This window comes from Nitrosomonas mobilis (assembly GCF_900103035.1).
GTDB classification, from domain to species: domain Bacteria; phylum Pseudomonadota; class Gammaproteobacteria; order Burkholderiales; family Nitrosomonadaceae; genus Nitrosomonas; species Nitrosomonas mobilis.
On record NZ_FMWO01000056.1, the window covers coordinates 28,931 to 42,549 of the forward strand.

The 13,619-nt window shown below is 49.9% G+C and carries 11 protein-coding genes, 3 tRNA genes and 1 pseudogene; 5 read left to right on the forward strand and 10 right to left on the reverse strand.

All coding sequences use genetic code 11. The annotated features are described in order from the left end of the window. Positions 1–19: 19 nt before the first annotated feature. Positions 20–283 carry a CDGSH iron-sulfur domain-containing protein gene (locus tag NSMM_RS09140; RefSeq protein ID WP_090286783.1) on the forward strand — a complete coding sequence of 88 codons (264 nt, stop codon included), beginning with the start codon at positions 20–22 and terminating at the stop codon, positions 281–283. Between the two features lie 217 nt (positions 284–500). Further along, a pseudogene (locus NSMM_RS16465) lies at positions 501–1,101 on the forward strand (transposase); the annotation flags it as partial. A 154-nt stretch (positions 1,102–1,255) separates the two neighbouring features. Here the strand turns inward: NSMM_RS16465 and NSMM_RS09150 are convergent. The 10 genes from NSMM_RS09150 to NSMM_RS09200 all read right to left on the reverse strand — a co-directional run bounded on the left by NSMM_RS09150 (position 1,256) and on the right by NSMM_RS09200 (position 8,360). Then, positions 1,256–1,344: transfer RNA gene (locus NSMM_RS09150), tRNA-Leu, on the reverse strand. 19 nt (positions 1,345–1,363) lie between these two features. Next, positions 1,364–1,437, reverse strand: a tRNA-Cys gene (locus tag NSMM_RS09155). Between the two features lie 45 nt (positions 1,438–1,482). Next, positions 1,483–1,557: transfer RNA gene (locus NSMM_RS09160), tRNA-Gly, on the reverse strand. A 282-nt stretch (positions 1,558–1,839) separates the two neighbouring features. Continuing rightward, positions 1,840–2,148 (reverse strand): (2Fe-2S) ferredoxin domain-containing protein, encoded by a 309-nt coding sequence (locus tag NSMM_RS09165; RefSeq protein WP_090286788.1) that lies wholly within the window; start codon positions 2,146–2,148, stop codon positions 1,840–1,842. A gap of 5 nt (positions 2,149–2,153) precedes the next feature. Next, the gene (locus NSMM_RS09170) at positions 2,154–3,263 is read right to left on the reverse strand and encodes a polyamine ABC transporter substrate-binding protein (RefSeq protein WP_090286790.1); all 1,110 of its coding nucleotides are present in this window, start codon (positions 3,261–3,263) and stop codon (positions 2,154–2,156) included. A 4-nt stretch (positions 3,264–3,267) separates the two neighbouring features. Further along, on the reverse strand, positions 3,268–4,044 hold the full coding sequence (locus NSMM_RS09175; protein WP_090286792.1) for an ABC transporter permease: 777 nt from the start codon (positions 4,042–4,044) through the stop codon (positions 3,268–3,270). Next, on the reverse strand, positions 4,041–4,955 hold the full coding sequence (locus NSMM_RS09180) for an ABC transporter permease (RefSeq protein ID WP_090286794.1): 915 nt from the start codon (positions 4,953–4,955) through the stop codon (positions 4,041–4,043). The genes NSMM_RS09175 and NSMM_RS09180 overlap by 4 nt, the downstream gene beginning before the upstream one ends. Before the next feature lie 2 nt (positions 4,956–4,957). Next, complete coding sequence (locus NSMM_RS09185; RefSeq protein ID WP_090286796.1) at positions 4,958–6,043, reverse strand: ABC transporter ATP-binding protein; 1,086 nt, start codon at positions 6,041–6,043, stop codon at positions 4,958–4,960. Between the two features lie 51 nt (positions 6,044–6,094). Then, a complete protein-coding gene (ubiB, locus tag NSMM_RS09190; protein WP_090286798.1) occupies positions 6,095–7,609 on the reverse strand; it encodes a ubiquinone biosynthesis regulatory protein kinase UbiB in 1,515 nt (504 codons plus the stop codon). 286 nt (positions 7,610–7,895) lie between these two features. Further along, complete coding sequence (locus NSMM_RS09200; RefSeq protein ID WP_176753920.1) at positions 7,896–8,360, reverse strand: hypothetical protein; 465 nt, start codon at positions 8,358–8,360, stop codon at positions 7,896–7,898. A gap of 223 nt (positions 8,361–8,583) precedes the next feature. On the opposite strand from NSMM_RS09200, the gene NSMM_RS09205 reads away from it, so the two are divergent. The 3 genes from NSMM_RS09205 (at position 8,584) to NSMM_RS16770 (ending at position 13,618) form a co-directional block, all read left to right on the forward strand. After that, positions 8,584–10,701 carry a chemotaxis protein CheW gene (locus NSMM_RS09205; protein ID WP_090286803.1) on the forward strand — a complete coding sequence of 706 codons (2,118 nt, stop codon included), beginning with the start codon at positions 8,584–8,586 and terminating at the stop codon, positions 10,699–10,701. Between the two features lie 97 nt (positions 10,702–10,798). Continuing rightward, positions 10,799–11,308 (forward strand): chemotaxis protein CheW, encoded by a 510-nt coding sequence (locus NSMM_RS09210; protein WP_090286805.1) that lies wholly within the window; start codon positions 10,799–10,801, stop codon positions 11,306–11,308. Between the two features lie 57 nt (positions 11,309–11,365). After that, the gene (locus NSMM_RS16770) at positions 11,366–13,618 is read left to right on the forward strand and encodes a methyl-accepting chemotaxis protein (protein WP_090286807.1); all 2,253 of its coding nucleotides are present in this window, start codon (positions 11,366–11,368) and stop codon (positions 13,616–13,618) included. Position 13,619 lies beyond the last annotated feature (1 nt).

A 13,619-nucleotide genomic window follows, 5' to 3' on the forward strand; every position in this document is an offset into this window, starting at 1 on the left:
ATTCAATAAGGAAGAAATGATGAGTGAGTCCGATAAACCCCCAAAATTCGCACCCATCCAGGTTCAGCTCGAAGCAGGTAAGCAATATTACTGGTGCAGATGCGGCCTGAGCAAAAATCAACCCTTCTGCGATGGCTCACATAAAAACACTGGTATTACTCCGTTAGCGTTTATGACTGATGAGAGTAAATCCGCCTGGTTGTGCGTCTGCAAAAAAACGGATAAGGCTCCTTATTGCGATGGTACGCATAACAGGATCAATCGTGAAAACGGCTACGAATAAAACCATTTAGCAAGTCGCGCTCCCTGAAAAACGCTATAACGAACAGGGCCGGATCGCTTATTGGACGAACCCAATAAATCGCATAACAGATCTTGGGTAGATCACTCAGGTAGTGAGCTGCTGTCTGTTTCCGGTAACGCGTCTCTTCATTCTTGAGCCTGGGGTGTTCGCACAGCGCGTTTAAATTGACTTGCATTCATGCTGTACACATAAAATTTTTGAACTACATTGTCCGGTCTGCCATGCAGATCGCCCTTATCGTTGAGGACACCAAGCGGGATTGCAACGTTTTAGCTGTCGCGCGTGCAAGCATACATTCACGACCGTGTCGGGAACGCCTTTGGCTCGTCTGCGGTATAAGGATCAATAGTTGAATTACAGGGCGGCGTTGATTGAAGGCTTGACCATGCGAACGGGCGCCAGACAATACGGAATAGACAAAAATACCAGTTTTCGTTGGCATCACCGGTTCCTGGCTTTGCCGGCGGCTACTGCAGCCAATCGCCTGCAAGGAATCATCGAAGTGGATGAAACTTTCTTTCCCCTTTCCTGCAAAGGTCAACTCACTTGGATCGTCCACCACGCAAACGTGGCACAGGCACCTGTCTTTGCCTGTGCTGGTAGTACGTGACAACCGACTCAAACAGTAGATGAGAAGGCTTCATGGAGTCACAACCAAGTACCTGGAAAATTATCTGGGCTGGCGTAGATGGTTGGAACGCCGGGGCGAGCACAACTAACTCGCCAATCGCTGGACTCCAGCCGCTTTTGGACGAGAAAATCAGTTTCAGCGTTTATCTGGACGTAGCCTAAAATAATCCTGTATGCCCAGATAAACGACTACTTAATCCTTTAAGAATTTACAGGAGGAAAAATTTACTCTGCATGATATTACCTGGACCCGTCAATCTCGCTGGAATCTAGTGAATTCTTGGGATTTGGTACTGGGTAACACTGCTTGAAACTATGAAATGGTGCCCGGAGCCGGAATCGAACCGGCACGGACGTTTAGGTCCGAGGGATTTTAAGTCCCTTGTGTCTACCAATTTCACCACCCGGGCAATCGAGAGGTATTTTATATGGAGGCGGGGGTCGGAATCGAACCGGCGTAGACGGCTTTGCAGGCCGCTGCATGACCACTCTGCCACCCCGCCGAATTCAGGAGCGCCCACCAGGCGATTTTCCAAGGCATTTCAAACTGGAGCGGGAAACGAGACTCGAACTCGCGACCCCAACCTTGGCAAGGTTGTGCTCTACCACTGAGCTATTCCCGCTGATTTATGAAACTTTATTCCGTAATTACCAATTCTTTCATGGTTACCGGCTGGTAGTCGTGAGATTATAAAGCCACCACCATAATTGTCAAGGAATAGCGCCAACATTGTCAGCGCAAAATAGAAACCCCTCTATGAGCATCCGTATAATTCCCTCATGGTCGTGCGCGCCAAGATGCTTGGCCTACAGCTGCTCAGGGGCGGGTTCAGGTAAGCGATAGTCGCCATGGTCAGTAGAAAGAACTTTTTCTCGCATTAAATTTCTCAATAAAAACAACAGCATCATATCCTCAAGCGCTCGACGATATGTCCATTCTGCAAGTGTGATTCAATAATTTCATCAATATCTTCTTCATCAACATAGGTATACCAGACCGCTTCCGGATAGACGACGATGACGGGCCCTTCTGCGCAGCGATCCAGGCAGCCGGCGTTATTGATTCTGATTTTCTCCCTGCCGTTGAGTTTAAGCGCCTTGATTTTTGCTTTGGCATAGTCTCGCATGGCTTGTGCGCCACAATCATTGCAACAGCGCTCACCGTTGTCACGCTGATTAACACAGAAAAAAACGTGGTGCTGATAGTAGCTCATATCGATTACCTTAGTTTAACTTCTGTCCAGGTACGGCTTAACAGACGCCGCTGCTTGTGGTCGAGCTCTTTGAGCATTTCCAGCCGGGCAAGCTCGGCAGTATCCGGGAAAATGACGGGGTTACTGGAGATATCGGCCCGAATATACTCCTTCGCAGCTCGATTGGGATTGCCGGAGCCTATCAGATTGGTCAATTCAGCCGAGTTTTCCCCTTCGAGCATGAAATTGATGAACTGGTGCGCGATATCCGGACGACGGCCGCTGTGATGCAGCACCATACTGTCCAGTGAGAGCGTAGCCCCTTCCCGGGGAATCACAAAATCCACCATGAACGATCGCCCGGAATTCCGCGCATCCTGTGCCGCCTGGAACATATCGTTCGAGTAGCCATGCGCTACCCACAAGTTGCCAACGGCAAGCTCACGAATGTAGCTGGTATTGTTGAACGCTGCCCAGTAGGGTTTGGCGCGAATGATCAGTTCCTTAGCCTGCTGCCAGTGTGAGGGATCGGTATCGTTGACGCTGTAACCCAGGTAGCTGAGTGCGGCCGCCATCAATTCACGCTGGCTGTCGAGCACCGTTACCCGACCTCTGATTTTCTGCAAATGGATCGGCTCAAATATGAGCGCCCAGCTATCTGTTGGCAGATCCAGCTCCTGCATCTTCTCACGGTTGAAACCAATGAGCGTGATGGTAGTAGCATAGGGGACCGAATACTGGTTGCCAGGATCGAACGCCGTATTCAGGTAAGATTCATTAATATTCTTCAGATTAGGTAGCAGCGTTTTATCCAGTGGTCTGAGCGCACCCTGGCGGATCAGGGTATCCATGGCATTACCGGTTGGCACCAGCAGATCGTAGCCGGTAGCACCTGCAGCAAGCTTTGCCAGCAGTTCCTCATTGTCGGAATAGTAATCCTGGGTGACTTGACAGCGACATTGCTGCTCGAAACGGCGTAGCGTTTTAGGATTGATGTAATTGTTCCAGTTGAACAGGCGTAGCACGCCGTCTGCACGGCTGATCTGGTTACTGTCAGCTGCTGGTTGCTGTGAGCAACCAGCAAGTAACCCGAGCAAGAGCCATATCAATCCATACAAAATTATGCTTCGGTTCACGCACCTACCTCCCGTGCAGGATGGTTTTGTCGAAACGTGTAGCGAGCATAACCAAGGCGAGTGTCAGCAGCATCAACAATGTGGATACGGCATTAACTTCCGGTGTGACCGCAATCTTGATCATGGTGTAAATCTGAATGGGCAGGATCGGTTCCCCAACGCCCTTGGTAAAGAACGTGATCACAAAATCGTCGATCGACAGTGTAAATGACATTAATGCACCGGCAATGATAGCTGGCATAATGAGCGGCAAGGTAACCAGCCGGAAAGTCTGCCACGGCGTAGCGCCAAGATCGCGCGCCGCCTCAAAAATACTTTCATCCATGCCTTGCAGTCGCGCCCGCACAACAATGGCGACAAACCCGATGCTGAACGTGGTGTGGGCGATGATGACGGAAACCAACCCCAGCGTCATATTCAGCACCTGCAGAAAAAACAGCAACAGGGATACCCCAAGCAGGATTTCCGGCATCGCAACTGGTGTGAAGGCAAGAATTGGCAGGACCTTGAGACGGTAGCGATGAATCGCCAGCCCCGCCATAGTGCCAAGCGTGGTCGCCAGCACGCTGGCACTCACGGCGATGATGAGCGAATTTCGTGCGGCAATCAGCATTTCTTCATTACGGAACAGCTTGCCATACCAGTCGAGGGTAAATCCAACCCATTCCGCGTTAAGACGCGAATCGTTGAACGAGTAGACAACCACGACGATCAGCGGAATGTAGAGAAAGGCATACACAAGTATGGCCATCAACCACAACACAAAATTCGGATGTTTCATGTCGATGTGGAGGATGCTGCAGCACGTGGACGGGCAAGCCATGCAGCAAGCCCGGCGGTGACGATGACTGCCAGCATCAGCATAATAGAGAGGGTTGAGCCAAACGGCCAGTCACGCGTGCCGAGAAACTGATCCTTGATCAGATTACCAATCAAGATATCGCTGGTTCCACCGAGAATGTCTGGCACAGCAAACATGCCAAGCACCGGAATGAATACCAGCGCCGTACCTGAGAACACACCGGGCAACGATTGCGGCCAGGTGACGCGCCAGAAACGTTGCCAGCGGTTAGCGCCCAGATCCTGAGCTGCATCGAGCAACACCGGATCATGTTTTTCCAGATTGGTGTAAAGCGGCAGGATCATGAAGGGCAGATGAACATAGACCATCCCGACCAGTACCGCGAACGGTGAAAACAGGAGCATCACCGGTGGCAATCCCATCAACGCCAGCAGGCTGTTGACGGCATGATTAAGCGCAGATTCCGGCCCGAGGATAATCATCCAAGCATAAATACGAATCAGGAAGTTGCTGGCAAACGGCAGGATCACCAGCAGAATCATCAGATTACGATGACGCTTGTCGCTACGGGCAATGAGCAATGCCAGCGGATAGGCAAGCAGTAGGCAGATCAGGGTACTCGCAGTGGCAACAGCAAAGGATTTCAGAAATATCTCGGCGTAGAGGGTATCGCTGAAAAAGAACTGGTAGGTTTCCAGTGTCAGCCCATACAAATCCGATGGCGCTCCTGAAACGATGTCGGAAGCACTCAGCGGAGCAAGTCCGCTAAATTCTCCAGGATAGCGAAATGACGTGACGATCATGATCAGACTCGGCGCAGCAAAAAACACCAGTAGAAACAACATTGGTGGCAGACTGATGAGCCATTTCATCATATTCCGTCGCTGCATGTTCAATCCTTCATAAATTGTACGGCGGCTTCCGGCCAAGTGACAGTCACCGTATCGCCCACTTCAAAGAACCGCGCCACACCAGGGGTTGCGTTTGCCAGCAGAGCTTCCATGCGAGCACCATTCGTCAGCTCAATTACATAAGTAGTAACATCTCCCACATAGAGAAAATCAAGCACCTTGCCCGCAAACGAATAAATCGTTTCTAATGGTTCAGTTGTATTGCGCACGCTGATTTGTTCAGGTCGAATTGCGATCACACCCCGGTCACCCATTGCTACGCCTTTTATTGCTGGCAAGGTGATCATTCCAAGCGACGCAACCTGCAGCTTCATGGAAGCTTCGGTTAGTTGCGTCACCTGTGCGTCCAACAGATTGATCTTGCCGATGAAATCCGCCACAAAACGGCTGGCTGGCCGGCTGTAGATGATACTGGGCTCATCCAGCTGTTCCACTCGCCCCTTGTTCATGACAGCGACGCGTTGCGACAGCGCGAGCGCCTCATCCTGGGAGTGCGTGACAAAAATGAAGGTAATGCCGACTTCTTTTTGCAGATTGATCAGTTCACGCTGCAAATCCTCACGCAGTTTCGCATCCAGCGCGCCTAACGGTTCATCCAGCAATAGCAGACGAGGACGATTGATCAGCCCGCGCGCGAGTGCGACGCGCTGCTTTTGACCACCGGATAACTCATGCGGATAGCGCTGCGCAAAAGCAGATAAACGTACCTCTTCAATGGCGCGGCTAACTCGACCAGTTATTTCAGCTGGCGCAACTCTGGCCATTTGCAACGGGAATGCAATATTCTGCGCCACGGTCATGTGCGGAAACAGTGCATAACTCTGGAAAACGGTATGAATCGGACGTTTTTCAGGTGCAAGTTGCGTGATATCGTTGCCATCGAGCAGGATCTGACCAGAATCCGGCGTGTCAAACCCCGCGATCATGCGCAGCAAGGTTGTTTTTCCACAACCAGATGGTCCCAGCAGGGTAAAAAACTCACCTTTGACGATGGTCAGACTAATATCATCGACCGCAACAAAGTCATCAAAGCGTCGGGTGAGGTTACGCAGTTCCAATAACGACATAGCCAAACTGAATCAAAAAGGCGGATTCTAGCAAAATCAGGTTTTCGCGGGCTACAAATAAATACTGGCAAGCAACAGAGCTGCCAGGAGTGCCACCAGTAACGCGAGTAAACGGCTTTGCCGCTTTTCCTGCTTGACGAGTTCTCCGAGCTTATCTTCCAAGCTTTGTGCGCGCTCCTGGCTCAGATTATAGTGCAGTAACCGTGGAAACTGCGGCAGGATCGTTGCCCAGTTTGGCGCTTCTTTCTGTAACTGGCCGATCAATCCGCGAAACCCGACTTGCTCTGCCATCCAGTTCTCGAGAAAAGGTTTAGCGGTTTTCCACAGATCCAGATCCGGATCCAGATCACGCCCCAGTCCTTCAATATTAAGTAAGGTTTTCTGGAGCAAAACCAGTTGCGGCTGAATCTCCACATTGAACTGGCGCGATGCTTGAAATAAGCGTAGCAGGATACGGCCAAAATAGATTTCCTTGAGTGGTCGATCAAAAATTGGCTCACAGACAGCGCGAATCGCCGCCTCAAAATCATCTACGCGGGTATCTCTTGGCGCCCAGCCTGCATCAACATGCGCCTGGGCAACACGCCGATAATCCCGGCGAAAGAAAGCCAGAAAATTCTGTGCGAGATAATTTTTGTCTTCATCGCTGAGTGAACCCATAATGCCGAAATCCACTGCGATATAGCGACCATCACTACCCACAAAAATATTACCCGGATGCATATCGGCATGAAAATAACCATCACGGAATACTTGGGTAAAAAATATTTCAACACCGATGCGTGCGAGCTGAGGAATGTCGATATCCTGTTTGCGCAGCTGGTCAACATGACTGATAGGCGTGCCGATCACACGCTCCATGACCATGACTTCCGGATGACAGTAATCCCAGTAGACTTCGGGCACCAGCAGCAAAGGGGAATCGAGAAAATTACGGCGCAGTTGACTGCAATTGGCCGCCTCGCGAATCAGATCGAGCTCATCTTCCAGATGCCGTGCAAATTCCGAAACTACTTCGCGTAGTTTCAACCGTTTGCCATCAGGCCAGATCGCTTCCAGCAACCATGCAGCGGTTTCCATCAGGGCAACATCATGCGCAATCACGGGCGCAATGCCAGGGCGAAGAATTTTGACCGCAGCCAGTGACCCATTCTGCAAAATCGCATAATGCACCTGCGCAACCGATGCACTGGCAACCGGTGTTTCATTAAATTCGAGAAAAACTTCGTGAACTGAACGGCCGTAAACAGTTTCCAGAAGGTTGACTGCCTGTTCTGACGGAAACGGCGGAACTCGATCCTGTAGAAAAGCCAGCTCGTCAGCGAAATCCGTGGCAAGCAGGTCCCGACGAGTGGAAAGCATTTGCCCGAACTTGATAAAAATTGGCCCCAACGCTTCCAGCGCCAGACGCAATCTTACTGCATGCGACAATTTCAGCCCATCACGGAATGGCAACAATCTGCTTATTTTGCAGAGTATGCGCACACGTAATTGACAAAGCACTACCTCATCCAGGCCAAAGCGTAAGGCAATCAGGATGATTCTAAACAGTCGGAAAAAACGCATGAGTATTGGCCTGGTTCAAACAGCAGATCAAGAGTTATTTAAAAACTTATTTTTCGATAACAATCACATGAATAAACAGAAAGGCACCTCTAAAAATCCACATTTCGTCACAATGCTATGTTATTTTGCAAAAATATTTCCTTGCATATCAATTATATGCCACGTCAATATTTTTTATTCGCACCTGGTCTTACTTAGAGCTCTGAATTTTTAGAGATACCCAGAAATCCCCTTGAATATCGCAAACGAACCTGCTTATCGCATGGTCGGACGCATCATCATATATTCAGATTCGGGCATTCGTCGTGGAGCTATCCTGATTAAGACTGTTACGATTGTAATCTGTTTCAGTTTGGATGCAGGCAGCAAAGTTCATATTGCCTAGATGCGTGATGATGATATTCGATAACGTCGTATTATTCTGTTGAGCCAGATCCGCCAGAATTTCCCATGCCTGATAGCTTAGACTGATCGTTTTAAGCGATTGTGACTGCTGGATTTTCTCCTGCATGTCACGTGCGTCTGAGATCGCTTGCCTGAGCTGCTCCCATTGCACATCATTCAGCCATTTTTCGCACCAGGCATTCATTCCTTCCGGGTCGATCAAGCTATCCAGATATTCCTGTTTCGCAGTCAACTGTTGTTTCTTATCACCCTCAATCCATTGAGACTCCTGATTGAGTTTCTGTTCGACAAAAGTAATAGCAGCATGTCGATCCTGCCGCCGGATGATATATCGGCCTACCCTCATTTTTAGAATCTCCATTTTTATTTATGGACTGTAGTGAACAACTACAGTCCGATATTACAAGGGAATCTCGCTTGAATGCAATGCCAGGTCCTTTGACTGTGTTGCTATTTGTCACAATTTTTTTCAAGTGGATAAGAAATAAGTTGTGATCACGGTTTTATTCATATGATCGATAGCGCGGTTCATGGAGTAACTTATCAGAAATTTTCTGAAAGGAACCACAATGAGTGCTGATCTTGAGCAGTTTTACCAGATATTTTTTGAGGAAGCCAGCGAACTGCTGACGGAGATGGACACCCGTCTGCTTGAGCTGGACATGCACTCCCCTGAGCCAGAAAACCTGAATGCCATTTTTAGGGTAGCACATTCCATCAAAGGCGGTGCCGACACGTTTGGTTTTACGGACATGGCCGAGATGACTCACATGCTGGAATCACTACTGGACAAGTTACGCAAGGGTGAATTGACGCTGTGCAGCGAAATGGTTGATGCTTTTTTACAAGCGAGTGATGTTCTGAAACAGCAATTGAATGACCATAGTGGTAAAGGGCAGGTCAATGCAGATGAGGCAAGGCTTGCTTCTCAAAAATTGAAGGAGTTGATGACCACGACTGCTACGGAGGAAGCCATCCCCACTGCGCTGGCAGCCACATCTGCTGCAGCAGAATTGAATAGAATGGCCGGATCTGTTCTGAGCAAAGCGCCAGACGAACAACCGGTTTCATCAACCAGGAGCAGTACAACCAAAGAAATTTCCACAAAAATACCGGTCACATATCGCATCAATTTTTCCTGCCAGGACTTGAGCGAGGCGGTAATGACGAAACTACTGACTAACCTGGCACGTCAAGGCAGTCTTGAAAATTTGAATAACCCGCAGCAGCAGGATAGCTGCTGCCTGAAACTTACCACGATGGAGAGTGAGGAAGACATCTGGGAAACATTGGCTTTTATTGTTGACCCTGTCACTCTGGCTATCGAAGCCGAAGCAATTGCTCAAGAACCCGCTGACAATATCGCGCCCGCGGCTGACAAACCGGCTGTAATGATGGATGTGCCGCCAAACGGAACGACTACTGAAACCATTAAGAATGGTCACTCAAACTCATCAATTAAAACGACACCAGAGCCAGCCAGGCCCAAGGCGGCGGCCAGCAGCGAATCTTCTTCCATTCGCGTCAGTATTGAGAAAGTCGACCAGATGATCAATCTCGTCGGTGAGCTCGTCATCACACAGGCAATGCTGGCGCAAACCGCCTCACAGATTACCCCCGTCATTCATGAAAGACTACTGAATGGCTTGAACCAGCTTGAGCGCAATACCCGCGATCTGCAAAAATCCGTAATGTCAATCCGCATGATGCCCATCAGTTTTGTCTTCAGCCGTTTTCCCAGGGTGGTGCGTGATGTCGCCGCCAAACTGGGCAAGAAGGTCGAACTAAAAACAGTTGGAGAAGGCACCGAATTGGATAAGGGTTTAATCGAAAAAATTACCGATCCGTTAACCCATCTGATCCGTAACAGTCTCGACCATGGTATCGAATCACCGGAAAAAAGAGTGGCCCTAGGTAAACCTGCTCAGGGAACGATTACGCTGCGCGCCTCCCATCAGGGTGGAAGCATCGTTATTGAAGTATCCGATGATGGCGCCGGGCTCAATCGGGAAAGAATCCTGAGCAAGGCATGTGAACGGGGTTTGCCTGTCAGCGAAACCATGTCCGATCAGGAAGTATGGATGCTGATTTTTGAAGCAGGATTTTCAACTACAGAGATCGTGACCGATGTCTCCGGTCGTGGTGTCGGCATGGATGTGGTCAAACGAAATATTCATGCCTTGGGAGGGCGTGTTGAGATTGATTCTTCTCTCGGACAGGGTACGAAGATTTCCATTCGTCTGCCGTTGACGCTGGCGATCCTGGATGGGCTATCCGTCGCTGTTGGAGATCAATTATTCGTCGTACCACTCACCTATATTACCGAGTCGCTCAAGCCACAGGCAGCGGATATTCGTACCGTCAGAGGCCTGGGCCGCGTGGTGCAGGTGCGCGGGGAATATCTTCCTGTCATTGCGCTGCATGAAGTGCTGGGTTTACAGCCAGCCATGACACAGATTCATGACGGCATTCTGATCATTCTTGATGCCGAGGGTAGCAAAGTAGCCATGCTTGTCGATACGCTGGCCGGGCAACATCAGTTTGTTATCAAAAGTCTGGAGAGTAACTATCGCCGGGTACAAGGCGTATCTGGCGCAACCATCATGGGTGATGGCCGCGTTGCGTTGATACTGGATGCAGCCGCACTGGTCAGCATGGTCAAGCGAACACTGGTTGATGCCGCCTGATTTTAAGAGACACCTCAAAAAGATCAAATTCCTGAGGCAATATGCCGTTTAGAACTTTTCCGAAACATGCTTATAAAAGGAAAGAGGAGCAAGTGCCATGCAGCAAACGCAAACCCATGCAGCGGGAAGCGATTCATTGAGTTCGATTCAGGATTCCGCTAACAGCGAATTTCTGGCCTTCCGTCTCGGCAAGGAAGAATACGGCATCGATATTTTAAAGGTTCAGGAAATCCGTGGTTACGACGCCATTACCAAGATTGCTAACGCACCCGAATTCATCAAAGGTATGGTCAATTTGCGTGGAGTAATTGTGCCAATCGTCGACATGCGGATCAAGTTCAATCTTGGCGAAGTTCACTATGATCAGTTCACAGTCGTCATCATTCTGAACTTGTCCGGTCGGGTGGTGGGCATTGTCGTGGATAGCGTCTCCGATGTCATCAATCTCGAAATGGAACAGGTACACGCCACCCCGGAATTTGGCGCAGCAGTTGATACCGAATACATCATGGGGCTGGGGACCGTGGAGGATCGCATGCTGGTTCTGATAGACATCGAAAAACTGATGAGCCGTCAGGACATGGGACTGCTGGAAACGGACAGTTAAATAAATTCGAGCAGCAATATTTTTAAATAAAAATTTTTTATCTTTCGAGGAATAAGCATGCTGCGGAACATGACAATCAAATCACAGTTGATGCTCATCATTGGAGTTTTATCGCTGCTGACAATAAGTATCGGTACACTGGGATTGATAAATCTGCATCAGGCGAACCAGAAACTGGAAACGGTTTACCAGGATCGCACTGTGCCGCTGGCAGATCTGGCAAGTGTGCTGGACGGTCTGCAACAGGCCCGCCTGCACGCGGTCATGGCAGCCAATCTGCAAAATGTTGAAAATGCGCGGCAGCGGGCAAATCAGGTTGTGGTGCTGGATACGTTGATCAATGATAAATGGTGGAAATACACGGCAACCTTTTTGACGCCAGAAGAACAGATACTGGCTAGCCGCTTTGCCGAACAGTGGAAAACTTACCAGGCTTCGCGTAATCAGACCTTGAATCAGGCCGTCAATGGCAATTTTACCGCCGCGCTGGAAAATGCCGTGCGTGATGCCGGTGGTAAATTTGATGTGGTGCGCAACACTCTGTTTGAGCTAATACAGTTGCAGAATCGGGTAGCTGCAGAGAAATACACGCAGGCACAAGCAGAATTCTCCAGCGCACTGGCGATGACCATCGCCGCCATTATTGCCGGCGTATTGTTCGGCGTCATTCTGGGTAACATCATCCTCCGCATGATCAGCAGCTCGATTGGACAGGTGGTCAATATTGCCAATGGAATTGCGGCTGGCCGTTTTGACCAGCGTACCGAGTTAACAGGTCGCAATGAAATAAGCGTGTTGCTGCAGGCGATGCGCAAAATGACAGAAATGCTGACAGGCTTTGCCAATGCACAACGACAAATGAAACAGCAGCATGATGCCGGGATCATTTCTTATCGTATTCCGGTCGAGCAGTTTCCAGGCAGTTATGGCGAAATAGCGGCAATGACCAATGATTTGATCGCCGCACATATCGCTGTCAAGATGCAGGTGGTGGATACAATTTCGCGCTATGCACAAGGTGATCTGTCGGTGGATATGGACAAGTTGCCAGGTGAGAAAGCCAAAATCACCGAGGCAATGAGAAAAGTCAAGGCAAGCCTGCAAGGAATCAGCGGTGAGATCAATTATCTGGCTGAAGGAGTAGCCGCAGGTGATTTTTCCCGTCGCGGAAAAGCGGATAATTATCAACACGAATTTCGCAAGATGGTGGACAACCTCAATCAATTGATGCTGGTTTGCGAAGGGGCGTTGAAGGACACCATACGGGTATTGGGTGCGTTGGCTCATGGAGATTTGACCCAAACCATCTCCAATGACTATCAGGGCATGTTCAGTCAATTGAAAGACGACTCGAACATAACTGTAGCGCAACTGAACGAGATTATTGGACAGATCAAGGAAGCCGCAGAATTGATCGGCGCGGCCTCAAAAGAAATCGCAGATGGCAATGTCGACCTGTCGCAGCGCACCGAGGAACAGGCCGCCAATCTGGAAGAAACCGCCGCCAGCATGGAACAACTGACTTCTACCGTCAAGCAGAATGCGGACAACGCCCGCCAGGCAAATCAACTGGCGTCTTCTGCCTCGGAGGTGGCAGTCAAGGGAGGGGAAGTGGTCGGCCAGGTAATCAATACCATGAGCGCAATCAACGAGAGCTCCAAAAAAGTGGTCGACATCATCAGCGTGATCGATGGCATTGCTTTCCAGACCAATATTCTGGCACTCAACGCCGCCGTGGAGGCAGCACGGGCCGGTGAGCAGGGACGAGGGTTCGCGGTGGTGGCAACCGAGGTACGCACACTGGCACAACGCTCGGCAGCTGCCGCCAAAGAAATCAAAGAATTGATCGGTAACTCGGTGCACAAGGTCGAGGACGGTACACAATTGGTTGATGAAGCAGGAAAAACCATGCAGGAAATCGTGCTATCGGTTAAACGTGTGACCAAAATCATGAATGAAATATCGGCGGCTTCCCAGGAACAAAGCCTCGAAATAACGCAGGTTAACCAGGCAATTACCCAAATGGATGAAATCACGCAGCAAAATGCGGCACTGGTCGAGCAGGCCGCCGCCACTTCGGAATCCATGCGCGAACAGGCGGAACATCTGGCACAAGCGATAGCAACATTCAAGCTGGAACAGGCTCCCGAAGCAGCCCAGCCGTTTGCAGAACGGCGCAGCCCCAATCGGGCGACCAATGTCAAGCGTCTCTCACTAACCAAAGATAACCACACACCCCAAAAGACAGTAGCTTCACCCAAGTATACCCCGGCCAACACAGGCACCGATGGCGACTGGGAAGAGTTTTAGT

Excerpts from the sequence above, each read along its gene's own strand:
- NSMM_RS09165 (WP_090286788.1), bottom strand. The coding sequence starts at position 2,148 with ATGAGCTACTATCAGCACCACGTTTTTTTCTGTGTTAATCAGCGTGAC.
- NSMM_RS09180 (WP_090286794.1), bottom strand. The coding sequence starts at position 4,955 with ATGCAGCGACGGAATATGATGAAATGGCTCATCAGTCTGCCACCAATG.
- ubiB (WP_090286798.1), bottom strand. The coding sequence starts at position 7,609 with ATGCGTTTTTTCCGACTGTTTAGAATCATCCTGATTGCCTTACGCTTT.
- NSMM_RS09140 (WP_090286783.1), top strand. The coding sequence starts at position 20 with ATGAGTGAGTCCGATAAACCCCCAAAATTCGCACCCATCCAGGTTCAG.
- NSMM_RS09210 (WP_090286805.1), top strand. The coding sequence starts at position 10,799 with ATGCAGCAAACGCAAACCCATGCAGCGGGAAGCGATTCATTGAGTTCG.
- NSMM_RS09175 (WP_090286792.1), bottom strand. The coding sequence starts at position 4,044 with ATGAAACATCCGAATTTTGTGTTGTGGTTGATGGCCATACTTGTGTAT.
- NSMM_RS09200 (WP_176753920.1), bottom strand. The coding sequence starts at position 8,360 with ATGAGGGTAGGCCGATATATCATCCGGCGGCAGGATCGACATGCTGCT.
- NSMM_RS09185 (WP_090286796.1), bottom strand. The coding sequence starts at position 6,043 with ATGTCGTTATTGGAACTGCGTAACCTCACCCGACGCTTTGATGACTTT.
- NSMM_RS09205 (WP_090286803.1), top strand. The coding sequence starts at position 8,584 with ATGAGTGCTGATCTTGAGCAGTTTTACCAGATATTTTTTGAGGAAGCC.
- NSMM_RS16770 (WP_090286807.1), top strand. The coding sequence starts at position 11,366 with ATGCTGCGGAACATGACAATCAAATCACAGTTGATGCTCATCATTGGA.